Source organism: Spirosoma sp. 48-14, assembly GCF_001898575.1.
Classification (GTDB): domain Bacteria; phylum Bacteroidota; class Bacteroidia; order Cytophagales; family Spirosomataceae; genus Spirosoma.
Genome location: NZ_MKUD01000081.1, coordinates 193,028 through 216,933 on the forward strand (window position 1 = coordinate 193,028; position 23,906 = coordinate 216,933).

General features: G+C 47.9%; 26 protein-coding genes. 15 read left to right on the forward strand and 11 right to left on the reverse strand.

The genetic code is table 11. The features are described 5' to 3' along the window. Positions 1 to 40 precede the first annotated feature (40 nt). Together rsgA and BGO59_RS32940 are read right to left on the reverse strand one after the other, a co-directional pair. Positions 41 to 967, reverse strand: coding sequence for a ribosome small subunit-dependent GTPase A (gene rsgA / locus BGO59_RS32935; RefSeq protein ID WP_293691418.1), 927 nt, complete (start codon positions 965 to 967; stop codon positions 41 to 43). A gap of 71 nt (positions 968 to 1,038) precedes the next feature. After that, a complete protein-coding gene (locus BGO59_RS32940; RefSeq protein WP_293691419.1) occupies positions 1,039 to 2,289 on the reverse strand; it encodes a glycosyltransferase N-terminal domain-containing protein in 1,251 nt (416 codons plus the stop codon). A gap of 58 nt (positions 2,290 to 2,347) precedes the next feature. Here BGO59_RS32940 and BGO59_RS32945 point away from each other — a divergent pair, with 58 nt between their 5' ends. Together BGO59_RS32945 and ytxJ are read left to right on the forward strand one after the other, a co-directional pair. Further along, positions 2,348 to 2,656, forward strand: coding sequence for a phosphoribosylpyrophosphate synthetase (locus BGO59_RS32945; RefSeq protein ID WP_293691420.1), 309 nt, complete (start codon positions 2,348 to 2,350; stop codon positions 2,654 to 2,656). 54 nt (positions 2,657 to 2,710) lie between these two features. Next, complete coding sequence (ytxJ, locus tag BGO59_RS32950; RefSeq protein ID WP_080059772.1) at positions 2,711 to 3,040, forward strand: bacillithiol system redox-active protein YtxJ; 330 nt, start codon at positions 2,711 to 2,713, stop codon at positions 3,038 to 3,040. Between the two features lie 106 nt (positions 3,041 to 3,146). On the opposite strand, the gene folB is transcribed toward ytxJ, so the two are convergent. The 3 genes from folB to BGO59_RS32965 form a co-directional block, all read right to left on the reverse strand. Further along, positions 3,147 to 3,497, reverse strand: coding sequence for a dihydroneopterin aldolase (folB, locus tag BGO59_RS32955; protein ID WP_293691566.1), 351 nt, complete (start codon positions 3,495 to 3,497; stop codon positions 3,147 to 3,149). 56 nt (positions 3,498 to 3,553) lie between these two features. Continuing rightward, a complete protein-coding gene (locus tag BGO59_RS32960; RefSeq protein ID WP_293691421.1) occupies positions 3,554 to 4,429 on the reverse strand; it encodes a DivIVA domain-containing protein in 876 nt (291 codons plus the stop codon). Between the two features lie 113 nt (positions 4,430 to 4,542). Further along, positions 4,543 to 5,442, reverse strand: a complete 900-nt coding sequence (locus BGO59_RS32965; protein WP_293691423.1) for a WD40 repeat domain-containing protein — start codon at positions 5,440 to 5,442, stop codon at positions 4,543 to 4,545. A 113-nt stretch (positions 5,443 to 5,555) separates the two neighbouring features. On the opposite strand from BGO59_RS32965, the gene BGO59_RS32970 reads away from it, so the two are divergent. After that, on the forward strand, positions 5,556 to 6,182 hold the full coding sequence (locus tag BGO59_RS32970; RefSeq protein WP_293691425.1) for a 4'-phosphopantetheinyl transferase superfamily protein: 627 nt from the start codon (positions 5,556 to 5,558) through the stop codon (positions 6,180 to 6,182). An 88-nt stretch (positions 6,183 to 6,270) separates the two neighbouring features. Here BGO59_RS32970 and BGO59_RS32975 read toward each other — a convergent pair whose 3' ends face one another. Continuing rightward, entirely contained in the window at positions 6,271 to 7,143 is an 873-nt protein-coding gene (locus tag BGO59_RS32975) for a transglutaminase-like domain-containing protein (protein WP_293691427.1), read from the reverse strand. 130 nt (positions 7,144 to 7,273) lie between these two features. Here BGO59_RS32975 and galE point away from each other — a divergent pair, with 130 nt between their 5' ends. From galE to rfbA, 3 genes are all read left to right on the forward strand, one after another. Further along, a complete protein-coding gene (gene galE / locus BGO59_RS32980; RefSeq protein WP_293691429.1) occupies positions 7,274 to 8,305 on the forward strand; it encodes a UDP-glucose 4-epimerase GalE in 1,032 nt (343 codons plus the stop codon). 33 nt (positions 8,306 to 8,338) lie between these two features. Further along, positions 8,339 to 9,391 carry a dTDP-glucose 4,6-dehydratase gene (gene rfbB / locus BGO59_RS32985; RefSeq protein ID WP_293691430.1) on the forward strand — a complete coding sequence of 351 codons (1,053 nt, stop codon included), beginning with the start codon at positions 8,339 to 8,341 and terminating at the stop codon, positions 9,389 to 9,391. A gap of 106 nt (positions 9,392 to 9,497) precedes the next feature. Beyond that, positions 9,498 to 10,358, forward strand: coding sequence for a glucose-1-phosphate thymidylyltransferase RfbA (rfbA, locus tag BGO59_RS32990; RefSeq protein WP_293691431.1), 861 nt, complete (start codon positions 9,498 to 9,500; stop codon positions 10,356 to 10,358). Between the two features lie 194 nt (positions 10,359 to 10,552). Here rfbA and BGO59_RS32995 read toward each other — a convergent pair whose 3' ends face one another. Continuing rightward, a complete protein-coding gene (locus BGO59_RS32995; protein ID WP_293691568.1) occupies positions 10,553 to 10,879 on the reverse strand; it encodes an iron-sulfur cluster assembly accessory protein in 327 nt (108 codons plus the stop codon). Between the two features lie 151 nt (positions 10,880 to 11,030). On the opposite strand from BGO59_RS32995, the gene mce reads away from it, so the two are divergent. Genes mce through BGO59_RS33015 form a run of 4 tightly spaced genes read left to right on the forward strand, consistent with a single transcriptional unit; the run spans position 11,031 to position 14,769 of the window. Further along, a complete protein-coding gene (gene mce / locus BGO59_RS33000) occupies positions 11,031 to 11,447 on the forward strand; it encodes a methylmalonyl-CoA epimerase (RefSeq protein WP_293691432.1) in 417 nt (138 codons plus the stop codon). After that, positions 11,444 to 13,096 (forward strand): M1 family metallopeptidase, encoded by a 1,653-nt coding sequence (locus BGO59_RS33005; RefSeq protein WP_293691433.1) that lies wholly within the window; start codon positions 11,444 to 11,446, stop codon positions 13,094 to 13,096. The genes mce and BGO59_RS33005 overlap by 4 nt, the downstream gene beginning before the upstream one ends. A 36-nt stretch (positions 13,097 to 13,132) precedes the next feature. Further along, the gene (locus BGO59_RS33010; protein ID WP_293691434.1) at positions 13,133 to 14,191 is read left to right on the forward strand and encodes an AAA family ATPase; all 1,059 of its coding nucleotides are present in this window, start codon (positions 13,133 to 13,135) and stop codon (positions 14,189 to 14,191) included. After that, positions 14,188 to 14,769, forward strand: a complete 582-nt coding sequence (locus BGO59_RS33015; protein ID WP_293691435.1) for a hypothetical protein — start codon at positions 14,188 to 14,190, stop codon at positions 14,767 to 14,769. The genes BGO59_RS33010 and BGO59_RS33015 overlap by 4 nt, the downstream gene beginning before the upstream one ends. A 25-nt stretch (positions 14,770 to 14,794) precedes the next feature. Here the strand turns inward: BGO59_RS33015 and BGO59_RS33020 are convergent, their stop codons facing one another. Next, on the reverse strand, positions 14,795 to 15,145 hold the full coding sequence (locus BGO59_RS33020; RefSeq protein ID WP_293691437.1) for a WYL domain-containing protein: 351 nt from the start codon (positions 15,143 to 15,145) through the stop codon (positions 14,795 to 14,797). A 190-nt stretch (positions 15,146 to 15,335) separates the two neighbouring features. Between BGO59_RS33020 and BGO59_RS33025 the strand changes: the two genes are divergently transcribed. Next, positions 15,336 to 16,250 carry a hypothetical protein gene (locus BGO59_RS33025; RefSeq protein ID WP_293691438.1) on the forward strand — a complete coding sequence of 305 codons (915 nt, stop codon included), beginning with the start codon at positions 15,336 to 15,338 and terminating at the stop codon, positions 16,248 to 16,250. Positions 16,251 to 16,498: 248 nt separating this feature from the next. Beyond that, positions 16,499 to 16,717 carry a hypothetical protein gene (locus BGO59_RS33030; protein WP_293691439.1) on the forward strand — a complete coding sequence of 73 codons (219 nt, stop codon included), beginning with the start codon at positions 16,499 to 16,501 and terminating at the stop codon, positions 16,715 to 16,717. Between the two features lie 5 nt (positions 16,718 to 16,722). Here BGO59_RS33030 and BGO59_RS33035 read toward each other — a convergent pair whose 3' ends face one another. After that, complete coding sequence (locus BGO59_RS33035) at positions 16,723 to 17,784, reverse strand: sensor histidine kinase (RefSeq protein WP_293691440.1); 1,062 nt, start codon at positions 17,782 to 17,784, stop codon at positions 16,723 to 16,725. 102 nt (positions 17,785 to 17,886) lie between these two features. Then, positions 17,887 to 19,140 carry an ornithine--oxo-acid transaminase gene (rocD, locus tag BGO59_RS33040; RefSeq protein ID WP_293691441.1) on the reverse strand — a complete coding sequence of 418 codons (1,254 nt, stop codon included), beginning with the start codon at positions 19,138 to 19,140 and terminating at the stop codon, positions 17,887 to 17,889. Positions 19,141 to 19,259: 119 nt separating this feature from the next. Between rocD and BGO59_RS33045 the strand changes: the two genes are divergently transcribed. The 3 genes from BGO59_RS33045 (at position 19,260) to BGO59_RS33055 (ending at position 20,623) form a co-directional block, all read left to right on the forward strand. Next, positions 19,260 to 19,430, forward strand: coding sequence for a DUF5522 domain-containing protein (locus BGO59_RS33045; protein ID WP_293691442.1), 171 nt, complete (start codon positions 19,260 to 19,262; stop codon positions 19,428 to 19,430). A gap of 60 nt (positions 19,431 to 19,490) precedes the next feature. Further along, complete coding sequence (gene rpmB, locus BGO59_RS33050) at positions 19,491 to 19,730, forward strand: 50S ribosomal protein L28 (RefSeq protein ID WP_020601072.1); 240 nt, start codon at positions 19,491 to 19,493, stop codon at positions 19,728 to 19,730. A gap of 170 nt (positions 19,731 to 19,900) precedes the next feature. Then, positions 19,901 to 20,623: an RluA family pseudouridine synthase gene (locus BGO59_RS33055; RefSeq protein WP_293691447.1), complete on the forward strand. Its 723-nt coding sequence runs from the start codon at positions 19,901 to 19,903 to the stop codon at positions 20,621 to 20,623. Between the two features lie 100 nt (positions 20,624 to 20,723). On the opposite strand, the gene BGO59_RS33060 is transcribed toward BGO59_RS33055, so the two are convergent. Next, a complete protein-coding gene (locus BGO59_RS33060) occupies positions 20,724 to 23,906 on the reverse strand; it encodes a CusA/CzcA family heavy metal efflux RND transporter (RefSeq protein WP_293691449.1) in 3,183 nt (1,060 codons plus the stop codon).

Genomic DNA, 23,906 nt, shown 5'->3' on the forward strand with positions numbered 1-23,906 from the left:
AAATACATCATACACCCTACATTATACATACACCTGTAACTTATCGCCGGTTGTCACTACCATCCATCATGCTCAGATAGCTTAGATAACGGCTTTCTGCTATTTCGCCTTCGGCAACGGCGTCTTTAATGGAACAGCCTGGCTCGTTGATATGCAGGCAGTTATGAAACCGACACTGGTTTAGCCGATCGCGCATTTCAGGGAAATAATGACTTATCTCCTCTTTTTCCGTATCGATCAGCCCCAATTCCTTAATACCCGGCGTATCAATGATAAATGTATCGGGCGCTAGCTCAAACATCTCGGCGAAGGTTGTCGTATGAACCCCTTTATTGGCAAAAGTCGATACCTCGTTAGTACGCAGGTTGAGATTAGGGGCGATGGCGTTTACGAGCGACGATTTCCCAACCCCCGAATGCCCTGACAGAAGCGTTACTTTGTGATCGAGCAGTTGCCGAAACGCATCAACACCTTCTCCTTCGGTAGCCGACGTAGCCAGACACTGATAGCCAATCTGCTCATACATGTCCATAATCTCCTGCTGATAAGCCAGTCCGTCGTCGTTCAGGATATCTGTTTTGTTGAAAACAAGGGTGGTCGGAATACGAAACGACTCTGCCGACACCAGAAAACGATCAATAAACCCCAAGGAGGTTCGGGGTAACGTCAATGTTGCCAGTAATACAGCCTGATCAAGGTTGGCGGCCAGAATATGCCCATGTGCCGTTTTATGGACCGACTGCCGGATTATATAATTTTCGCGGGGCGAAATGTCGGTAATGAGAGCCGTATTTTCGGCTTCATCTTCCACCTCAAAGGTTACTTTATCCCCAACAGCAATCGGATTCGTAACCTTAAGACCTTTAATCTTGAATTTACCCTTCAGCCGCCCCTGATAAACGTGGCCGTCGATAGCACGAATATCGTACCAAGAACCTGTAGAGCGAATTATTAATCCGTGTTGCAAAATGTAAAGAGCGAAAGAGTGAATGAGTGAAAGAGTGAATAGCTGAAAGGCGATGTTTGGATTTCGCTCTTTCAGCTATTCACTCTTTCACGCTTTATTTGTTCTACCACCTGCATAACCTTTGCCGTTGCGCCAATGTTCCGTTGCACATATTGCCGACTGATTTGGGCGGCTTCTGTCGGATTGCCGTATTGCCGGGAGAATGCTGTCATTAGTTCAGTTGTCGTGCTAACCGGGAAAGCAGCCCCTTCGGCTACTAAATCGACAGCCTCCTGGTATTTACTATACTCAGGGCCAAAAAAGAGAGGCATACCAAACGTAGCCGCTTCCAGGATGTTATGCAGGCCCTGCTTGAAAGCACCGCCAATAAACGCAAATTCGCCGTACTGATACAAAGAAGAAAGCATACCCACGTTGTCGATGAAAAGGATTTCGGCTCGCGAAGCATCAGCAGCATTTGCCTGCGAAAAACGGATCGACGATTTTTTCAGTAAAGTACGCCAATGCTCAATTTCGGCTTCCAGAATCTCATGCGGGGCAATTATTGCTTTTAAGGGTTTATCGAATGCATTCAGAAAGGGAATGATAACATGCATATCCTCAGGCCAGGCACTCCCTACGACCAGAACTGGTTGATTATCCTTAAAACGTTGAGCCAGGGGAATTTCCTGCTTCGCTGCGGCTACCTGCGCCACCCGATCAAAGCGTGTATCGCCCGCCAGCGTACTGTGCTTCAGATCAAGTTGTTTTAACAAATCCAGCGACTCCTGATTCTGTACCAGAATATGATCGAAGTATCGAAGCAGGGACCGATAAAAACCGCCATACGGTTTAAAAAAAAGCTGGTCAGGTCTGAAAATCGCAGAAAATGAAATGGTTGGTACAGCCGCCTGGTTCAGTTCCCGAAGGTAGTTATACCAGAACTCGTATTTGATAAAAAACGCCAGTTGAGGCATTACGATCTGTATAAACTGACGGGCGTTTGCTGGTGTATCGGCTGGCAGGTACAGGATATAATCGGCACCATCATAGTTTTTTCGTACCTCATAGCCAGAAGGCGAAAAGAACGTCAACAGGATTTTATAAGCCGGATAGGTTTTCCGAAACGCTTCCATGACGGGCCGTCCTTGCTCAAACTCACCCAGCGAAGCAGCATGAAACCAAACAATGGGGCTTGTGTTACCAGCCAGCATTACCGTCAGCTTCTCGGCCCAATCACGCCGACCTTCGTTCCACTGACGTGCTTTAGGATTGAAACGAGCAGCCAACTTCACGAGTTGCTGAAAAACAAGAATACCTGCGTTATAAAGTCCCGAAAACAAGCTAATATGCGGTTGATTACACAAACAAAGCTACGAACTACTACGCAAACCACCTGTTATGAACGCCTACGACACATTGACCGACGCGCTGGAAGGACTCCGTCAGCAAGGATTTACGAAAGATTACAATCTAAAACCCGATTGTTTGTATTGCCAGTCGGATAGTATCGAGTTACAACCCGCCGACTTCGACATTGTGGAGGTTTACCGCTTTGAAGGCATGACCGACCCAGGCGACGAGACGGTTCTTTATGCCATCGAAGCCCAAAATGGCGATAAAGGCACATTAGTTGATGCATATGGCACATACGCAGAAGCCATCTCTCCTGAAATGGCCGAAAAGTTGCGATACACCCCCGATAATTAGCGAACTTTTAAATTAATATATTAATTTTATATCAACAGAATGCATGTTGATACAATGAATTGGAATAAGTTAACAAGTGAAGCTCAGCTTGATACAATCAAAGAGGAATCGGTTAAGCGTCCAGTAATGATTTTCAAACATAGTACCAGTTGCTCCATCAGCCACATGGCACTCAGTCGTATGGAACGCAACTGGAACGACCAGCTCGGGGTGAAGGCCTACTATCTTGATTTGCTGGCCAACAAACCTCTCTCTAATAAAATAGAGCATGATTTCGGGGTTGAACACGAGTCACCACAAGTATTGCTGATCAAGAACGGCACTTGTATTTATGATGCCTCGCATATGTCAATCTCTTTTGCCGGATTGCAGCAGGCGGTTTAACAAAGTATTAGGAGCGAGGAGTTAGGAGTGAGAATGGCTGACGCGTACTGTTTTGCTTACACGTCAGTCATTCTCACCCCTAACTCCTCGCTACTAATACTGAAATTTATCCTTTCATCGTAATCCGGGCCCGGTGACATACTCCGCCAATGGGTGGATTAAACTTTGAAACGCTTACTTCAACAGTTTCCAAACTGTTGTAGCGAGTTCGTATTTCCTGAATAATCTGGTGCGCAATATGTTCGAGTAACCGCGCTGGTTGCTTCATTACATCGGCTGTAATCCGGTACAAATCTTCGTAACTAACCGTATCACTCAGCCGATCCCGACGCGCTGCTTCCGAAAAATCGGTTGTTACGAGTATGTCAACGGAGTATTTATTACCAATCTTCTGTTCTTCGTCGTAAAATCCGTGATAGGAGAAAAATTCAAGTCCTTCTAACGCAATTGTTCCCATTGTATAGCGCGAGTCGAAAACCCGCATAGTTCGTGACGGGCCTTAGCCGCTATGCATTAAATCTGGTCGAAGAATGAGCCACCTTTTTTTACAGGGGCTTCTTCGGAGGCTTCTGGCTCTGGAGTTGAGGCTTCTTCCAGAACAGACTCCGGCACGGCGGTATGGGCATGCTCTGACTGAGTTTCCTGAATAGCATCATCCAGCTTTTCCAGGGTATCTTTATCATCAGGAATCGCTTCAGGAATTGACGCTTCCCGCTCAACAAGGGCCGGCAATTCGGTTGCATCTGCATGACTGATCGGCTCCGTCTTCACATCGTCTGATGCTTCGGTAGCGGCTTTACCATCAGCCAACTTTGTTTCTTCTTTAATCTGATTCGATACCTCGTCGATTTTACCTTTCAGATTCTGTTTGCTGAACTTCTTCTCAAATCGGTCTACGCTATCCACTGCATTACTGGCTAATAGCCGGATCTGAGACGCCAGATTCTCTTTATACCCTTCGAGGGCTTTAAAGTCATGCTCCAGCGATTTCAGATCGTTAAGTATGTTATCTTTCAGATATCGGGCCTGGTTTTCGGCGTCCTGAACCATCAATGCCGACCGTTTACGAGCATCGGCAATGATCTCGTCGGCCTTTTGTTTGGCTTCGGCAATATATTTTTCTCCTGCTTTATTAGCCTGTTCGGTAATATTGGCACTGTTTTCCTCGGCGGTCTTCAAGGTTCGAAAAAGAGTCATCTCGATCTCCTTGAGTTTACCTAGCTCTTTTTCAGCTAACTCGAGCTGCATTTTAAGCATTTTATATTCCCCCGTTACACGTTCCCATTCCTGAGATAACGAAACCAAAAAGGCGTCAACGTCTTCGGGTCTATAACCGCGCAACCCTTTCTCAAATGTGTGCTGCCGGATTTCGATGGGCGTAATTTTCATTGGTGCGCTACGATTTTAGAATTTATTGATACCAATAAGGGTGAAATAACAGCCATTCCACGTATTTTACAAAAAATAGCCTGAAAAATAGGAGATTCCTATTTAACCGATAGCTATTCAGACAATTTCCATACCGAAATTGTACGGTCATCGCTGCCCGATATGAGTTGATTCGAATCGACCCATAAGAGCTTATTGACTGATGTACCATGACCTGCATGACGAGCCCGGTCAACCACTTTCAATAGCCGATACGTTTCGGCATTCCAGATCTTAATAGACTTATCCATGCTTGCTGTAGCCAGATACCGGCCGTCGGGGCTGAACAATAGATGGTTGATCGCAAACATATGGGCAACAACGGTATGCAATAAAGTGTATCCATTCTCTACATCCCATACCTTCAGATGGGCATCGCGCCCAGCTGTGAGCAGATACCGAAAATCGGGCGAATAAGCGATCGTGAATACCGAGTTGGTATGACCTGAAATCGTTTGCTTGAGTTCATATGTTTCCAGATCGAAAATACGAATGCTATGATCGCTGTAGCCTACGGCGAACTCCCGCTCCACCGGATTTACGGCAATACACCGCGCCGATTGACCAGAGGCTTTCAGGTGTTTCCGCACTACGAACTGATTGGCATCCAGCACAATCACGACGCCATCGGAAAGAGCAACAAAGGCGTCCTGCTTATAAAGCTTGATGTCGAAGATAGCAGCCGATGTGATTTTTAGGGAATGTACCTGCTGTTTCTGAGCGGGGTCGATCCAGTGGATTCCCTCATAATTCTGCCCAACCCATAGCAAACCTGTTGTCGGCTGAAAAGCCAGTGCATACACAGATGCCGGTACATTTGCTACTAGTCGTCCCAGATCGGGTCGATCCAGTTGCCATTCGACAATTTGCCCATCGCCCCCCGCCGAAAAAAACCGATTCGGGTCCGAAGCCTGTTCGAGTGTGTAAACGCAGTCGCGATGACCGCCGAAGGTATCAATCTTTTCTACGATCACTTTGTAACAAAATTTTGGTCTGACGATCAACGATTCAGGCCCCTAACCATCAAACTGGTGAATCAAAGGTCGTAAACCTTTCTTTTTGTCCAGCTACTTCCGACTTTTGATTTGTGACTTTTCAGATAAACATAAACAGCGACTGCATCGCCACCCTCAGAGCGATCACAGAGGATGAGCCAGCGCTTAGGGCCAAACTGCCACTTACGGTTGTGGAAGAGAGTGAGCTGGCCAGTATTACCCATCCCGCTCAACGAGTAGAATGGCTGGCCTGCCGCGTGGCTATTCAGCAATTGACCGAATCTCAGGGCTTATTGTATGCTGGCCTGCAAAAAGACGAGTATGGAAAACCGCACCTAATCGGGTCCCCCTGGCATATTTCCCTATCACATACTAGCGGTTGGGCGGCCGCTATTTTGCACCGGTCACGACCTGTGGGTATTGATATTGAACCGATTCGGGAGCAGTTTACGCGCGTTGTTCCCCGCGTTTTATCGACTGACGAGATTGTGCATGCCGCCGGAGATCCGCATCGGCTGGCGGTATACTGGTGCGCTAAAGAGGCTCTGTATAAACTCTACGGCAAACGGCAACTCACCTTTCGGGAGCATCTGCACGTTGAGCCATTCACCGACGACGCCAGCGAACTCACGGGTCATGTTCGCCTACCCGACCACGAAGAAGAACTAACTATCCGGTGCTTTAAAACCGGCCCCGGCTTGCTGGCAATTGCGTTTTAATGCATAATGGACAATGGATAATGAATAATTTCCTTCAGATGCAGTTTATCTATTGTTCATTATGCGTTATTCATTGTCCATTAAAATGTTACCGCTGCGTGTAATCGGATAAAGGCAATCCATCGCCATCGTCGCGAACGGCAGCCATAATTTTTTCGACCTCCTGCACCCGGTCCGTATCACCATTTTTTTCAAAGGCCAGCGTTAGGTTGCGCAGTACCCGCCGGACGATATCGGTGTTGGTACAGGGTTGATAAAAAGCATCCAGACGCTGAATATTCAACTGATCGATGTACTGGTCAATATCTTTCGTTGTAAACACCAGCCCCCGGTTAAACACATTGATGTAGAACTGTACCCCATTGGTTTTGTAGGTAAGTACAAATAAATTGGGCAGGTTCACGCCATACACCGGCAGATTCAGTCGACGGGCTATGAGCATATACAGCACACAAAGCGTGATGGGATTACCCCGTCGCGATTCGAGTACCTGATTGATCATCGAGTTGGCTGGCGAGTGAAAATGCTTTGTGTTAGGAGCAAATTTCAGTTTTGAGAAAAAGGCCGTATTCATCGCCTTGATTTGTTCGTCGGGATGCATATCGACTTTAAAATCGACCCACACATCGTAGAACAACTGCTCGACATCCTGCCGGAGTTTGGCCAATGACAGGTCAGGATACTGATAGGTGGCAACGATCCATAGCCCTTCCAGCAAATCCATGGCGCCACCGTTTTTCCAGTCACGCATCCGTTCCAGAACCGATTCATACTGAAGGTCATGAATCAACTCTTCAATCCGTTTTTGCAGAGTAGAGTTAAAACTTCCCTCCCATTCTGTTTCTAAAAGCGGAATCATTTGTCCCCCAATTTGCCGAATTCGCTGTTCGACATGCTCCACCACTTCCGGGTCTTCATCGTCCAGGAGCGAGATCAGGGCTTTCAATTCGTTGTCGTTCATTCGTTTATACCGCCTGAGAGAATAACCTCTCAATAAAAACTGCTTTCGTAAACCTCCTGAATATACTACTTTTGTCTGGTTTTACGAGTCGCTATGCTACTATAGCAACAAAATTTTCCTAAAAAACGGTTTGACTCCTACAGATAATTCCTCCAAAATTCTGGTTACCGGTGGCGCCGGTTTTATTGGCTCGCACACGGTTGTTTCGTTGGTTGAAGCTGGTTTTGAGCCGGTTATTGTCGACGACTTTTCGAACTCCGAACGATCAGCACTCGATGGTCTGCGGGCTATTCTGGGTCGAGATGTAACCTGCTACCCTGTCGACTGCAACGACGCAGCCGCCATGGACGATATCTTTCAGAAAGAAGCCCCACTGGGTGTCATCCATTTTGCCGCTTTCAAGGCTGTGGGTGAATCGGTGGCACAACCGCTGAAATATTACCGGAATAATCTCGACTCGTTAATGCTCCTGCTGGAGCTGATGCCTAAGCACAACATACGCAACTTCGTATTTTCGTCGTCGTGCACGGTATATGGTCAGCCTGAGCAGCTGCCTGTTACAGAAGCAACACCCCGGCTTCCGGCTCAATCTCCCTACGGCAATACCAAGTCCATCGGCGAAGATATTATTCGCGATGCAGTGCGGGCGCAAATACCGGTTAAAGCCTTTGCGCTTCGGTATTTCAATCCGATCGGTGCTCATCCATCGGCCGAAATCGGTGAATTGCCCCTTGGTGTTCCGGCCAATCTGGTTCCATTCATCACCCAAACTGCCGCTGGTATTCGCTCTAGTCTGACGGTGTACGGTTCCGATTACAACACACCCGATGGTACGTGTATCCGCGACTATATTGATGTAATGGATCTGGCGGATGCTCACGTACAGGCGCTTCGAAAACTGATCGAAAGTGACGAAACGGCAAGCTACGACGTCATTAACATCGGTACAGGACGCGGAGAAACCGTTCTGAACGTAATCAAAACGTTTGAAGAGGCCACTGGCATGAAGCTAAACTATATACTGGGACCACGTCGGCCCGGCGATGTAGAACAGGTATATGCCGATGTATCGAAAGCGAATCAGGTATTAGGCTGGACCGCCAGACGCTCTCTGGCCGACTCGTTACGCGATGCCTGGCGCTGGCAGCAAAAGATTAGTTAAAACGGTAAGCTGAAGCTTATAAACCAAACTAAAATGAAACTTCTAATTACCGGCGGAGCCGGCTTTATCGGGTCGCATGTGGTGCGCCTGTTCGTAACGAAATACCCGGAGTACCAGATTTATAACCTCGATGCGCTAACCTACGCCGGTAACCTGGCAAACCTGACCGACATCGAAAACGCGCCAAACTACACATTTGTAAAAGGCGACATTACCGATGCCAAATTCCTGGAGGATATGTTTGCCGAAATGGGATTCGATGGGGTTATTCACCTGGCAGCCGAGTCGCACGTTGACCGTTCCATCACCGATCCCATGTCATTTGTTATGACCAATGTAGTTGGTACGGTAAACCTGCTCAATGCCGCTAAAAATAGCTGGAAAGGCAATTTTGAAGGCAAGCGGTTCTACCACGTTTCGACCGACGAAGTGTATGGCTCGCTGCACAACCCGGAAGATTTCTTTACGGAAGAAACACCGTACGATCCGCAGTCGCCTTATTCAGCCTCCAAAGCCGCTTCGGATCATTTTGTACGGGCTTACGGAAATACGTATAAACTGCCCGTTGTTTTGACCAACTGCTCGAACAACTACGGCCCCAACCACTTCCCCGAAAAGTTGATTCCGTTGATGATTCATAACATTCGGAACAACAAACCGCTACCTGTCTACGGTAAAGGAGAAAACGTTCGCGACTGGCTATTCGTGGTTGACCATGCTCGTGCTATCGATACCGTTTTCCACAAAGGGACGCTGGGCGAAACCTATAACATCGGCGGATTTAACGAATGGAAAAATATTGATCTGGTGAATCTGCTTTGCCAGATTATGGACCGCAAACTAGGTCGTGAAGAAGGTACATCGGCCAAACTGATTACCTACGTCACCGACCGGGCTGGTCATGACCTGCGTTATGCCATCGACGCCCATAAAATCATGAACGAACTCGGCTGGCAACCTTCGCTTCAGTTTGAAGAAGGTCTCGAAAAAACCGTTGATTGGTTCCTGGCCAATCAGGAGTGGCTGGACAATGTTACGTCCGGCGCTTATCAGAGTTATTATCAGGGAATGTACTCAAACAGATAACAGGAGTTAGGAGCGAGAAGCGAGGAGTGAGAATTCATCCGGTCGCATTTAGCTTGCGCCAGCCATGCTCACTCCTCGCTCCTCGCTCCTCGCTCCTTTCAAAAATATGAAAGGAATCATCCTAGCCGGGGGCTCCGGCACCCGCCTTCATCCGCTAACACTGGCCGTATCGAAGCAATTGATGCCGGTATACGATAAGCCGATGATTTATTACCCTCTGTCTATTCTGATGCTGGCAGGCATTCGGGAAATTTTGATTATTTCAACCCCGCACGACCTGCCTCATTTTGAAAAACTGCTTGGCGATGGCGAACGCCTGGGTTGTAAATTCACGTACGCCGTTCAGCCTAGTCCTGATGGACTGGCCCAGGCTTTTATTATTGGCGAAGAATTTATCGGAAACGACAAAGTTGCCCTGGTGCTGGGCGACAATATTTTTTACGGCTCAGGCCTGTCGAAACTCCTTCAGGCGAACAATGATCCTGATGGCGGTGTGGTGTACGCTTATCAGGTACATGACCCCGAACGCTATGGCGTCGTTGAATTTGATGAAGCCTTCAACGTTCTGTCGATTGAAGAAAAACCGACCAAGCCAAAATCAAACTACGCGGTACCAGGTCTGTACTTCTACGACAACGAGGTTGTGGATATTGCCAAAAACATCAAACCATCGCCCCGTGGTGAACTCGAAATTACGGACGTAAACCGGGTTTATCTGGAACGCGGCAAGCTGAAAGTAGGGGTTCTGGACCGTGGGACAGCCTGGCTCGATACAGGTACGTTCGAATCGTTGATCCAGGCGGGCCAGTTTGTTCACGTCATCGAAGAACGGCAAGGGTTGAAAATCGGCTGCCCCGAAGAAATTGCCTACCGGATGAAATTTATTGATGCCGATCAGCTAGCTAAGATCGCTCAGCCCCTTGTCAAAAGTGGGTATGGAGCGTATCTCCTGAATCTGCTGAAGTAAAACTTTTGTCACTCCAACTGGAGGAAGGAATCTTAATTGATTCATAAATCAAGCTTGAGATTTCTCGTTCCTCGAAATGACAAAGCTTTGTAACAAAGAAGCCGGTCCTAATGAGACCGGCTTCTTTATGAATCTATCACAAAATCTTGAAATTCAGCTTAAGCAGTCAAATTCCGCAGGGCCGCCGGAGCGGTTCAGACGGCAAAGCTTTCGCCACAGCCGCAGGTGCGAGTTGCATTCGGGTTTTTGAACTGGAATCCTTTACCATTCAGACCATCCGAAAAATCAAGCTCAGTACCCGCCAGATACAACAGGCTTTTGCGATCAACCAGAATTTTAATGCCTTTATCCTCAACAACATGGTCGGTAGGCTGCTGGGTCGCATCGAACTGAAGATCATACATCAGGCCCGAACACCCGCCCCCCTGCACAGCTACCCGAATAGAATACTCGTCAGCCAGACCATCTTTCTGACGCAGTTCAATAATTTTATTTTTAGCGATGTCTGATACCGTAACCATTGTCAGGAATGTACAATGAATAATGTATAATTGAATTGGCAATACAATCGTAGGTTTGCAGTGCCATCTAATTAACTTTTACCGTATTGGAAAAGTTTCCTGATCACAGCCTTCATTATACATCGTGCATTAACCACTGTTCATTCTGTGTATGTTTACCAACGTCGAACATATCGGCATCGCCGTTCGTGATATCGCTACGTCAAACGAACTCTTTACCAAACTGCTTAATGTAGCTCCCTACAAATCCGAAGCAGTTGCCTCCGAAGGCGTAACCACCTCGTTCTTTCGAGTAAATGAGACGAAAATCGAGCTTCTCGAAGCAACGAATCCCGATAGCCCCATTGCCAGATTTCTGGAGAAGAAAGGCGAAGGCATTCATCACATCGCCTTTGAAGTCGATGATATTCTGTCGGAAATGGAGCGGCTAAAAGCCGACGGGTTTACGTTATTGAATGAAGTTCCCAAGCGCGGAGCCGACAACAAATTAGTGTGTTTCCTGCATCCTAAAGGCACCAACGGTGTGCTGATCGAACTATGCCAGGAGATAAAGGAGTCTAAAGAATGAAAAAAAACAGTATTGAATTTCTGATTGGTTTACTGGCCCTGGTGGCTACTTCTGCCTGCTCGCAATCGCCCGGTTATTTAGCTCGGTATACCCAGCCGGGCGTCGACGTTCAAAACTACGCCTTTTCGCTTACCCTAAGTGATTCGACCAACCTCATCCGTGGCGAAACGACCATCCGGTTTACCCGTGCCGACGACCGACAAACCGTCTGGTTCGACCTGATTGGCGGTAAATCGGATACCTTACAAACAGGCATGACGGTTCGATCGGTAACACTGGCCGATGGAAAACCAGCTCCTTTTAACCAACGAAATGACAAAGTATTTATCAATCTGCCCGCTCAGCCCAATCAGGCAACTGAACTAACCATTCGCTACGACGGAACGCCGAAACAGGGGTTGATTATCAGCCGGAACAAATTTGGCGACCGCACTTTCTTCGGTGACAACTGGCCCAACAACGCCCGAAATTACTTACCCGTTGTTGACCATCCGTCCGATAAAGCTACCTGCTCGTTTGCCGTAAATGCCCCAGCAACCTACCGGGTTATTGCCAATGGCAAGTTTATGGGCGAAAGCAGCCTGCCCAATGCGCGTAAACTCACCCGCTGGCAGGAAAACACGCCTATTCCAACCAAAGTGATGGTGATTGGTGCCGCCCGGTTTGTGGTGGATGAAGTAGGCTCAATCAATGGGGTTCCGGTGCAAAGCTGGCTGTACCCCAACGATAGCCAGAAAGGGTTTGTCGATTACCGTCCCGCCAAGGAAATCCTGCAATATTTCATCGACCGGATTGGCCCGTATTCGTATGAGAAGCTGGCGAATGTAGAATCGACCACCATTTTTGGAGGCATGGAAAACGCAAGCTGCATTTTCTACAACGAGAAAATAATTGTAGGGCATAAAGATTCGGATGTGGAAGCGCTGCTGGCACACGAAATCGCCCATCAGTGGTTCGGTAACTCAGCTACTGAATCCGACTGGTCGCAGTTGTGGCTAAGTGAGGGGTTCGCTACGTATTTCTCCGCCCTCTATCTGGAACATGCCTACGGCAAAGACACGCTCAACGCTGTTCTGAACCAGAATAAAGGGCAGATTTTTCGCTTTTCGGCTTTAAAACCCAAAGGCACCATTGTCGACTCGACGGCCTCAAACCTGATGGATTTACTGAATCCGAATTCGTACCAGAAAGGCGGCTGGGTGCTGCACATGCTTCGGCATGAATTGGGCGACGATGTATTCTGGAAAGGCATTCGGGCTTATTATACCGCTTACCGGAACCGCAACGCCCAATCCAGCGATTTACAGGCAATCATGGAAAAAGAATCGGGCAAAAAACTGGGGCAGTTCTTCCAGCAATGGCTTTACCAACCCGGCTTCCCCGAAATCGTTTGGAGTTCCCGTTATGATGCGACTAAAAAATCGCTGGTCATCGACGTTCGGCAGGCACAACGAACGGGGCATCTGTTTACCATTCCGCTTACGTTCAGCCTTCGCGACAATCGCGGACGTGAACTAAGTCGCTCATCTAAGCTAACCCTCTCAGAGCAAACCCAGACATACACGATTCCGGCAGCGACCAAACCCGCCACCGTCGTCATCGACCCCGACAATACCGTATTGATGCGCAGTACCCAAATGGGCAACTAATTCGTTATTTTGCGCCTAACTAACCGCTTTACTACCATGCTCAAGCGCATTTCCATTCAGAATTTCAAAAGCCTGAAAGACGTCACCCTCGACCTTCAAAAAGTCAACCTCCTCATCGGCCCGAACAACTCAGGCAAAACCAATTTTTTGAAGGCGCTGGAGTATATGGCTAAAGAAAATACGAATCAACAGGAGCCGGAATACGAGCGCTTACTTTTCAAACATCATCAAAGTGATCTCATCGCTATTGAATTATTTTACACTCATGACAAAGAGTATAACGTTCAAACAATATTTAGCTGTCAGGTAGGAAGTAATGCTCAAATTGAGCGATCAAAGGATTTGATACAGCATGGTCGAAGGTCAAATGGGACAAAACTTCACTATAATCCAGATGAATTAAAACAAAGGCTAAACCCTTTAATTATTTACAAACCAGACCCTAATAAATTAGTACAGCCAGCGGATTTTTCTGCCGATGAAATAGAGTTAAAAGGCGATTGCTCAAATCTCATTCCTTTCCTTTTTTATTTAAATACGAACTACAAACGGGCTTATCAAAAAATAGAAAAGGATTTAGATAGATGTGTTCAGGACATAATAAGCTTTAGTACACCACCTGTTAAAATTGGAAAAGATAGTAAACTTGGATTGAAATTTTTCGGCAAACAGGATGAAGAATACTGGGCAGAAGATGTGTCAGAAGGTGTACTTTATTTTTTAGCTCTACTTACCATTATCAACCAACCCAATCCACCAAAACTTTTGCTCCTTGAAGAGCCCGAAAAAGGGATTCATCCACGACGAATAGAAGAGGTCATCAACTTTATTTTCGGGTTAGCTGACGATAAAGATATTCAGGTAATTATGACGACTCATAGCCCGGCCGTTGTCGATATGTTTAAAGATATGCCGGAGTCCGTTTTTATTTTCGATAAAGATGAAGAAGGAGCCACGCACGTAAAAAATCTTCAACGTGATATTATTGAACCAGAAACGGCCGAAAGCGAAAAAGCGGGCTTTGATCCTCCTCAATACCTCAATGGCTTAGGGGAAGCCTGGAAAGTTGGATTTATAGGCGGTATACCTCGATGAATCAAGTAATTAGCTATGGCATTTTGTGCGAAGACAGAGCACATAAAAATTTCATTGAGCATTACCTCAACCAATGCCATCCAAACGTATTCCAACAAAATGACTCGTTTGGCTGGCAAATCAAAGCGTCAAATGCTAAAGAAGTAGAAGATGCCCTGCCCGATGCATCCCGACAAGCATTCACCAAATTCAACTTAGATATTCTATTTGTTGGTCGGGATGCCGACTCCGTAGAAATCAGGCAAATCGACGCATTAAAGGTAAAATTAACGACACTCTGCCGGGCGCATTCTAGAGTAATATTCATGATCCCTGTCCAATGTATTGAACACTGGTTGCTTTACCTTCAATGGCGCCAGCAAAACACAGGGTCAACTAAAAATGAGCCGTTGGATCACATTGCACGACATGAAGCTAAAGCAAAAATATACGGAGGCAAACTTCGGGTTGAAAAACAGCTTGAAAAAGCGAATGAAATCTTAGTTGATTTAGCTGCCGACTGGCTCGAATCTCGCTCTGGCAGTTTCAAGCATTTCCACAAACAGGTCGTTGCATTTCTTGACAACTATACCCGTTAAAACAAACCCGTTTCGCTATTTGTCTTTATTTACAGGCCTTTACTGAGGTTGGTACCCAAAAGAAAACAGGATGCAGTAGGTCAGCTTGCTCGCTGTAACTGACGTGTGGCAGGAAACTATAGGTTGTCAACTCTATGCGGGAAATCTGGTCTATTTCAAAAAACTGCCATCGGCTGTTGGTTCGTGACACACAAGCCCGATCGCGGCAGTAACCATACAGAGTCAGTTTTCTGGAACCTTGCCTGGATAGCCCCAATTGGTACGGCTCCAACGTTCGCCAGGCTCCCTGAACGTTGATTTGAATGACGCGTTGATCCAAAATGGCCGATTCGATCGTAAAAAAGAGACTTTTCTGAAGTGTAGAGTTTTCCATCATAACGTTGTAGCATGCAGTTCCCAGCGAATCATGCTGGTTCGTACATATAACGTGCCAGTTTATTGGTTTGGCAATTGCATTCCCGTAGGTTACACACTTTTTACCAAGCTAAAATCCTTACTGTAAGATGCTGGTAATGAGTATTGTCTTATCTTGTTGGATAAACATTATTTACAACCTGCACTTCCTCATGAACTACCATTCTTCGGCGCTCACCGATCGGCGCTTATCCCTACGCTTTAGTAGCATCGTCGTTTATATTGTCTGTGCCCTATGGGTCACGTCTCCGGTATTGGCCCAGGCAGATACGGATATTTTTCTGGTCGATATGACAACATCGCCACTCAAAGTGGGCACTCCGCAGAATATTACCCAGCGAAAAGGGTATGACAATCAGCCGTCTTTTTCGCCAGATGGAAAAAGTCTGTTGTATACGTCCATGCAGGCAGACGGACAAACCGACATCTACCGATATACGCTCGACTCCAAAACGACTACCCAACTGACCCGAACTCCCGAGGGCGAATACTCACCAACCATAACCCCTGACCGAGCCTATTTCTCCGTCATTCGTGTTGAAGGTGATAAAACGCAGCGGTTGTGGAAATTCCCGTTGTCAGGTGCTGGCGAACCTACGCTGGTGCTCCCAGCGGTAAAGCCGGTTGGTTATCATTGCTGGCTGGATTCTGACTGGCTGGCGCTGTTTATTCTAGGGTCGCCCAATTCGCTTCAACTGGCGAAAGTAAGTACAGGCGATACCATTCGGGTAGCTGCCAGCATTGGCCGAACACTGCTAAAAATTCCAGGGAAGCAGGTGTTAAGCTACGTTCATAAACAGGATGCTACCCATTGGGAAATACGACAGCTTGACCTGAAAACACGAACGTCAACGGGTATCGTACCAACCCTGGAAGGCAGTGAAGATTTTATCTGGACACCCGATGGCCTGATTTTGATGGCCCGTGGGCCTGTATTGTATCAGTACAATCCCAACACTACTTCAGGCTGGCAGCCCGTTGCCGATTTTAGTTCAGCCGGTATCACTCAACTTACTCGATTAGCCATTGATCCTGCCGGTAAAAGGTTGGCTTTTGTCGCCCAGTAAGAAACTTCGAATGACTGAAAAATATAAAATGCTGGTCTGAGAGGAGCCAGCATTTTAGTTATTACTGCAACAATCAAGCCCATCGGTAGTTATGAAAAAGGCAAACACACTGGCTCTAAAAGAACCAGCGTGTTGCACTTTCCAACGGTGTTCTCTCAAACACCGTTGGAAGTAATTGCAATTTTTGGGCCGAATGTATTTATGCCTGAAGAGATGGAAATAAAATCTCAGGTGCCTACCTTCGTGCTATGAATCCCGATAGCGAATACCAGGACCTGATTAATTTCTTTTCGGGCCGCGACCTACCTACTGGCCCTCAGCACATTAACGAATTCAGCGTTTTTTTCAATCTATCCAGTGCGGTAAGCAACCGACTCAATCAGCTTAACAGCGACGTAGCCGCTACAAGAAAATCGGCCGCGCTCATGCTCACCGAAGTAAAACACTGGCTACAGAATCAAGGGTAACCAGCTTATCGGCTACGTTCACTTTTAGACACCGTTACTTCACCGGGAGGAGGTAATAGTGGAACACCCACTCGAAATCTGGACTCATCCTGGTATACAGTTACCGATGGCTGGTCGAGCAGCTTATATTTCGTCATACTATTCTGCAAACCAGTCTGATTCGAAGCCGCTGTAGCCGTTCGGAGTTGACGGTTATTCTCTACGTACAGTATCTTCTGCTCTGTATATACGCGAATAGTCAAAGGCCGATCAACCGAAATGATGTTGTGCCTGATGGCATTTTCGAACAGGAGTTGAAGGGTCAGCGGTGGAATAAGGCATAGCATAGTGTACTCATCTACAGCGATTTCCATAAAGATTCCATCACCAAATCGGGTCTTTAACAGATAAAAATACGATTTGATAAACCGGATTTCCTCAGCCAAAGGGCACAGAGATCGCTCATCCTGCCGAAGCAAATACCGATACACCGACGATAATTCGTCCAGAAACAGCTCGGCCTGCTGGGCATCGGTGGTTATAAGCGACGAAAGTGAATTCAGATTATTAAATAAAAAATGAGGGTTGATCTGCGTTTTTAGCGAATCGAGCTGGCTTTGTAAATTCACTTTTTTTAGCTCTTCGGCCTCTTCATAGGTTATTCGCCACCGCTGGTATAGATAAATTCCTTCGTAGACAGCCGCAATCTGAACGGTACCCACTACCGACACCAACGTATTAAAAAAATACGGCTTGAACTCAAACAATTCCGTTGAATGCCAGAGGCCTATCTGCTGATAAAACCAGGTCTGGGTAATGCGAATGAAACTGGCAAAGACAATAAACCAGCTGAGTTGATACAGTACCCGTTGCCAGGTCTGTGTTTGCTCGGGGTAACGTCGCCTGGAAAAAATGATACCCCAGCGGTTACTTTCCCAAACGACTACACTGCCCAGCACGAAAAAAAAGGGAATGCGCCAATCATCAGGATAAGGAACGTTGGTATATCCATACATAGCCCATTGGCCCACTAAAGCTAATAGTGGAACCCCCAGTATCCGCATCCATTTATCGCTCAGTGGCTGCATTCGGGCCTGACTATACTATTGGTAAATGTATACAAAAAGGACAGAGTAATGGGTACTTACCATGCCTCTGTCCTCGTTCCTTACCCGTCTGGTCGTACGCGCTTAAAAAGCGAGTATTGTTTTCTCAATAATGTCACACGCTTCGTGAAGCTGCTCTTCGTTGATCACGAGCGGTGGGGCAAATCGAATTTTATCGCCGTGCGTTGGCTTGGTCAGCAGGCCGTTGTCTTTCAGCTTCAAACAGATTTCCCAGGCGGTTTCGTCCCCGAATTCCGGGCGCTCGGAAATCACGATGGCGTTGAGTAGCCCTCTTCCCCGAACGGATTTTACGAGGTCGGTTTTTTGACTTAGCGCTGTCATACGCGCCCGGAACACTTCACCCATGGCAGTTGCATTTTCGGCCAGCTTCTCATCTTCAACGACCTGTAATGCCTCCATCGTAACGGCGCAGGCCAATGGATTGCCGCCGTATGTACTCCCATGTTCGCCCGGTTTGATGGTCAGCATGACCTCGTCAGACGTTAAAACAGCCGATACAGGCATCGTTCCACCCGACAGGGCTTTGCCCAGCACCAGCAAATCAGGTTTTACCCCCTCGTGGTCGCAGGCAATCCGCTTACCTGTTCGCCCGATACCCGTCTGGACTTCATCAGCAATAAACAGCACATTGTACTTGGTACACAGGTCGCGTACACCACGCAGATAGCCCTCGTCGGGCACCACTACACCCGCTTCACCCTGAATCGGCTCCACCATAAACCCGGCAATGTTCGGGTCACGTTTGAAGGTATCTTCTAGGGCGTTAAGGTCGTTATAGGGAATCACAATGTAGCCCGGCAGCAATGGACCGAAATCGTTGGTACTACTCGGATCGGTCGACGATGAAATAGCCGCCAGGGTTCGTCCCCAGAAGTTTCCAGCAGCATATACTGTTTTTGCCTGGTTCTGCGGAATCCCTTTCACTTTATACGCCCATTTGCGGGTCAGTTTCAGCGACGTTTCGCCCCCTTCGGCCCCGGAATTCATCATCAGAGCTTTGTCGTACCCAAAATAGTCGCAAAGGAATTTTTCGCAGATACCCGTCTGGTCGTTGTAGAACGCCCGCGAGGTTAGGGTAAGTCGTTGCGCCTGTTTGATCAGGGCATTGATAATCCGTGGGTGGCAATGCCCCTGACTGACGGCACTATACGCCGACAGAAAATCGAAATAACGCTTGTCCTCTACATCCCACACGAAGACACCTTCGCCCCGCGTCAATACCGCCGGGATAGGATGATAATTATGCGCGCCATAGTGCCATTCAAGTTCCATGGCTTTATCGGCGGGCGATGTCGGGGTGATTGGTTCAATCGTCATAGCTACAAACGGTTAAAGTGAAAACGTTGATGAAGGCTTTTTGGGCAGGTTGCAACTAAGCGGCTCTGTCGTCCGTTTCTTTCCAAAAATACACGGATTTAGGCAGACCCACAACCCCTATGCCTGTACAACCTACCAGGAAGAAAGTCCCTGATTTAGCCGACGACGATTATTACTATACGCCGGAAGGCTATCTCGTGTTTACAGCGGCCTATCACCTCAAACGGGGTTATTGTTGCCAGAATGGCTGCCGACATTGCCCCTATGGTTTCAAAAAAAAGAAGCAATGACTTGCAGATTATGAATTATTTAGCGAATTTTGCGCCCTCATACGGAAAACGAGTACGGTAATGGCCAGAGTTTGTCAAATCACAGGAAAGCGCACCCGCGTCGGAAACAACGTTTCTCACGCTAACAATAAAACCAAGCGTAAGTTTTATCCGAACCTGCAAAAGAAGCGGTTCTTTGTTGAATCGACGGGTGAGTGGATCACGCTGAAAGTGGCTACGTCCGCTATCAAGACCATCAACAAAAACGGTCTGGAAGCCACCATTCGCAAAGCAGCTCAGCGCGGTACGCTGACCGCTTAATTCGCTACGATCTTATCTATAAGCCTCTTCCGGTCAGGAGGAGGCTTTTTGTGTTTGTTCTATTGTCATTCACTAGTCATACCAGTCATTTGTTGCCGTTGCTTGTTTTCAGCGATAAGGCCCATAAATGATAAGGGAGGGCCAGTCATGTCAATCAAATGACCTACCCAATGAAACTTAATTTTGAAGACCTCATTGTATTTGAAAATGAGGACTATATACTCATTAATAAACCTCCGCACGTAGCTTCGCTCGATGAACGGACAACCGACCGGACGGGCATTAGCATTCTGCGAATGGCGAAGGAATACCATGCTGATGCGCAACTAGGCCATCGTCTGGACAAAGAGACGTCGGGGATTCTGGCGATTGCCAAGAACCCGGAAGCGTATCGCCATCTGGCCATGCAATTCGAACATCGGGAGGTGACCAAGCGCTACCATGCTGTTACGAACGGTGTACACAATTTCGATAACGTATCCGTTTATTTACCCATTTCACCCATCAAAGACGGTACAGCCGTGCGGATTGACCGGGAGAAGGGAAAAATTGCCGAAACGATTTTTAACACGTTACAGGCATTTCGGACAACAACGCTGGTAGAATGCATGCCCATCACGGGCCGGATGCACCAGATTCGGGTACACCTGATGTGCCTTAAGGCACCCATTGTTTTTGATGCTACTTATGGAGGAGAGCCTGTTTATCTGTCTGATGTGAAGCGTAAATTCAATCTGAAGCAGGGCACCGAAGAACAACCACTCATCCAACGAGTAGCGCTCCACGCCCATTCGCTGACCTTCGCTCTATTGAATGGCGAAGAGCAAACGTTTGTCGCGCCTTATCCAAAAGATTTCAATGTGCTGGTGAAGCAGTTGGAAAAGTTTGCCTGAAACAGAAGTTATAATGAAAAATGTATAATGTATAATGGACAATGAATCCATCTAGAAATGTTTGTCCATTATACATTATACATTTTTCATTATTCATTACCTAAATCTCCGTTCCTTCTTCGATGGGTTCAGGAATGTGGTGTCCCGACGAATCAAGCGGAGTTGGCCGGGGGCGCTTACGGTTAACAATATAGAATAAGGGCGGAATAATCAGCGGGGTAAAGAGCAATGTAGTCGTTAGCCCACCGATAATTACCGTAGCCAGTGGGCGCTGTACGTCGGAGCCGATACCACTCGAAATAGCGGCTGGCACCAGACCAATAATAGCCACGACCATAATGGCCATAATGGCCCGGAACTGTTCCTGAGCCGTGTCAATGGTAATTTCCATCAACGACTTCGGGTTATTCATCAGATTACGATTTAGGGCCGATACCAGCAGTACACCAGCCATTACCGAAATCCCAAAAATCGAAACAAAGCCCACTCCAGCCGAAACGTTGAAGTTATAGCCTCGCAGCAACAGAGCCCCAATACCACCCGCCAGCGCAAATAACAAACAGGTAAGCGTCAGGAAGGTATCCCGAACATTGCCGTAAAGCATAAACAGGAATAGGAAAACGACTACAATTGTCAACGGAATCGAGACGGCCAGTTGACCACCCGCCCGTTCCAGATTTTCGTACTGCCCTCCGTAAATAACACTGTAGCCTTCCGGGATTTTTACGTGTTCGCGAACCTTCTGGCTAATCTCCTTGACAAAACCGCCCTGATCGCGGCCCCGAATATTGGTTCGGACTGTCACCATGCGCTTGCCATTGATGCGGTAAATATTGGTTTGTCCCTGCACATACCGAATGTCGGCTAGTTCGTTCATGGGAATTAAGGCTCCCGAAGCCGATGGAACCTGAAGCAACCGGATGGCATCCATACTCCCACGACTTTCGGGCGTGAAGCGAACTACTATATCGTACCGTTTGGCTTCGTCATAAATTGACCCGATGGCTTTTCCACCAATGGCCGCTTCGATCATGCTCTCGATTTCGGCCACGTTGATGCCATATCGGGCAGCTGCCGGCCGATTGATTCGAATGGCTAACTGGTCCTGCGGCCCCTCCTGCTCAATATTCACGGATACGGCCCCATTCATTGCCCGTACCAGTGTGGCGATGCTATCGGCTTTGCTGCGCATCAGCGATAAATCACTACCGACAACCGAAATGGCCAGATCGGCAGCACTCCCCGTCACAATCTCCATCACCTGGTCGATAATCGGTTGGCCCGACGAGAAAAACGCGCCCGGAAAGGCTTCCTGCAACTGGTTCTGCATCGAACGGACAATCTCTTTCTTCGAAATCGTATCCGACCATGTGCTGTAATCTTTGAGGCCAATCAGAATTTCGGTACGGTCGGTTGGGAAAGGGTCGGTACCGTCATCGTTACGCCCGGCCTGGGTAATCACAAAACTGACTGGCTTGTAGGTGCTAATTATGTCCCGGATTTTAGGCGAGATCTTGGCATTTTCCTGAATCGTAATCCCCGACGGCATAAACGCCCGCATGAAAATAGACCCTTCATCCAGCTCGGGCAGGAATTCAGTACCCAGTTTCAGGCCAAACCCAATCATGACCAGCACGACGATCATCCCTACGCCCACAACCAGACGCGGCATCCGAAACAGGACCGATTTTAACAACCATTGATAGCCATGTTCCAGGGGCGACAGCAGCAGGTTTTTGTGCTCTTTGAGCGGTTTGCCATCAGGGGCCAGTGCTTTCCGAAAGGCAAACGAGATTAAAACCGGGATAAGGGTCAGCGCGCAGATCAGCGAACCAATTACGGCAAACGAAAGCGTCAAAGCCATCGGGCTGAACAACTTCCCTTCTACCCGCTGCATGAGCAGAATGGGCATGTAGGCCAGAATAATGATCGTAACCGAGAAGAAAATTTCCCGCGCCACTTCGCCTGCCGACCTGGATGTCACATTCACAATGCCCTGATTTCGCTCGGCCGGACCCGAGGATCGATATTTTCGGATCAGGTGTTCGGCCATAACACTGGCTCCATCCACAATGATACCGAAGTCGATAGCCCCCAGCGACAGTAGGTTGGCTGGAATGCCCACCAGTTTCATGAGTATAAACGCAAACAGCAGCGAAAACGGAATGGTGACCGTAACCACCAAAGCCGCTCGTAAACTGCCTAAAAACAGAACCAGCAGAATAGCCACAATCGAGATACCCTCAATCAGCGTGTGGGCAACCGTTTCGAGCGAATGATCGATCAAAAAGCCCCGGTCGTACAGTACGCGCAGATGAACGCCACGCGGTAGTTCGCGGGCTTCCAGATCCGCTATTTTCGCCTTCAACAACTCAAGTACTTCGCTGGGGTTTTCGCCCCGACGGAGCAGTACAATCCCTTCCGTAGCGCCGATCACATCCAGGTTTTCGTCGGGAATCCGATAGCCCAAAATACCCGATGGCGACGGTGGATTGATTTCGACACTGGCCACATCACGCAACAGTACCGGAACACCCTCATTCGCTTTCAGGACGATATGCTGAATATCTTCGGGCGTTTTCAGCGCACCGAGCCCCCGAACGGCAAAGCCCTGCCCTCCGCGTGCAATGATATTCCCACCCGTATTCTGGTTATTTTTCTGAACCGCATCGATCACATCCTGCAAGGTCAGGCTGTATTTACGCAGTTTTGCCGGATCAGGAATCACCTGAAACTGTTTGATCGGCCCACCGAAGGTCGTTACATCGGCCAGCCCCGGCACCTGTAGCAGTTGCGGAATGATAACCCAGTCCTGCAAATCCCGCAGTTGCATAGGCGTCATACTTGGCGGGGCTTCGATCACATACCGGTAGATTTCACCAACGGCCGTAGTCAAGGGAGCCAGTTCGGGCGATACGCCATCCGGCAGTTCGGCCCCCGACAGCCGCTCAATAACCTGCTGACGGGCAAAGTAGTCCGTAACGGTTTCATCGAAATTCAACTGCACCACCGACAAACCGAAGATGGTCCGAGAACGTCGGTCGGTTACATGCGGAACACTGTTCAGAACCCGCTCGATGGGGATCGTTACCTGCTGCTCAACCTCCTCAGCCGCCCGTCCGTCATACTTGGCAATGACAATGACGTTGGTATCGGCAATATCCGGATAGGCTTCAATCTTGAGCAGTTTGAAGCACCACAGGCCAAGGCCCATCAACGCTACGGCGCATCCGACGATGACCCAGCGATTCTTGAGCGAAAATGTTATTAAATGCTGAATCAT

What these genes read in the sequence shown, in the direction of transcription:
- BGO59_RS33010 (WP_293691434.1), top strand. Translation starts at nt 13,133, where the DNA reads ATGCTCAAGCGCATTTCCATTCAGAATTTCAAAAGCCTGAAAGACGTC.
- folB (WP_293691566.1), bottom strand. Translation starts at nt 3,497, where the DNA reads ATGGGAACAATTGCGTTAGAAGGACTTGAATTTTTCTCCTATCACGGA.
- BGO59_RS33035 (WP_293691440.1), bottom strand. Translation starts at nt 17,784, where the DNA reads ATGCAGCCACTGAGCGATAAATGGATGCGGATACTGGGGGTTCCACTA.
- BGO59_RS33005 (WP_293691433.1), top strand. Translation starts at nt 11,444, where the DNA reads ATGAAAAAAAACAGTATTGAATTTCTGATTGGTTTACTGGCCCTGGTG.
- rfbA (WP_293691431.1), top strand. Translation starts at nt 9,498, where the DNA reads ATGAAAGGAATCATCCTAGCCGGGGGCTCCGGCACCCGCCTTCATCCG.
- BGO59_RS33055 (WP_293691447.1), top strand. Translation starts at nt 19,901, where the DNA reads ATGAAACTTAATTTTGAAGACCTCATTGTATTTGAAAATGAGGACTAT.
- BGO59_RS32945 (WP_293691420.1), top strand. Translation starts at nt 2,348, where the DNA reads ATGAACGCCTACGACACATTGACCGACGCGCTGGAAGGACTCCGTCAG.
- BGO59_RS33020 (WP_293691437.1), bottom strand. Translation starts at nt 15,145, where the DNA reads ATGATGGAAAACTCTACACTTCAGAAAAGTCTCTTTTTTACGATCGAA.
- rfbB (WP_293691430.1), top strand. Translation starts at nt 8,339, where the DNA reads ATGAAACTTCTAATTACCGGCGGAGCCGGCTTTATCGGGTCGCATGTG.
- mce (WP_293691432.1), top strand. Translation starts at nt 11,031, where the DNA reads ATGTTTACCAACGTCGAACATATCGGCATCGCCGTTCGTGATATCGCT.
- BGO59_RS33030 (WP_293691439.1), top strand. Translation starts at nt 16,499, where the DNA reads ATGAATCCCGATAGCGAATACCAGGACCTGATTAATTTCTTTTCGGGC.
- BGO59_RS33025 (WP_293691438.1), top strand. Translation starts at nt 15,336, where the DNA reads ATGAACTACCATTCTTCGGCGCTCACCGATCGGCGCTTATCCCTACGC.
- BGO59_RS32995 (WP_293691568.1), bottom strand. Translation starts at nt 10,879, where the DNA reads ATGGTTACGGTATCAGACATCGCTAAAAATAAAATTATTGAACTGCGT.
- ytxJ (WP_080059772.1), top strand. Translation starts at nt 2,711, where the DNA reads ATGAATTGGAATAAGTTAACAAGTGAAGCTCAGCTTGATACAATCAAA.
- rocD (WP_293691441.1), bottom strand. Translation starts at nt 19,140, where the DNA reads ATGACGATTGAACCAATCACCCCGACATCGCCCGCCGATAAAGCCATG.
- BGO59_RS33015 (WP_293691435.1), top strand. Translation starts at nt 14,188, where the DNA reads ATGAATCAAGTAATTAGCTATGGCATTTTGTGCGAAGACAGAGCACAT.
- BGO59_RS32960 (WP_293691421.1), bottom strand. Translation starts at nt 4,429, where the DNA reads ATGAAAATTACGCCCATCGAAATCCGGCAGCACACATTTGAGAAAGGG.
- BGO59_RS32975 (WP_293691427.1), bottom strand. Translation starts at nt 7,143, where the DNA reads ATGAACGACAACGAATTGAAAGCCCTGATCTCGCTCCTGGACGATGAA.
- BGO59_RS33045 (WP_293691442.1), top strand. Translation starts at nt 19,260, where the DNA reads ATGCCTGTACAACCTACCAGGAAGAAAGTCCCTGATTTAGCCGACGAC.
- BGO59_RS33060 (WP_293691449.1), bottom strand. Translation starts at nt 23,906, where the DNA reads ATGATTCAGCATTTAATAACATTTTCGCTCAAGAATCGCTGGGTCATC.
- rpmB (WP_020601072.1), top strand. Translation starts at nt 19,491, where the DNA reads ATGGCCAGAGTTTGTCAAATCACAGGAAAGCGCACCCGCGTCGGAAAC.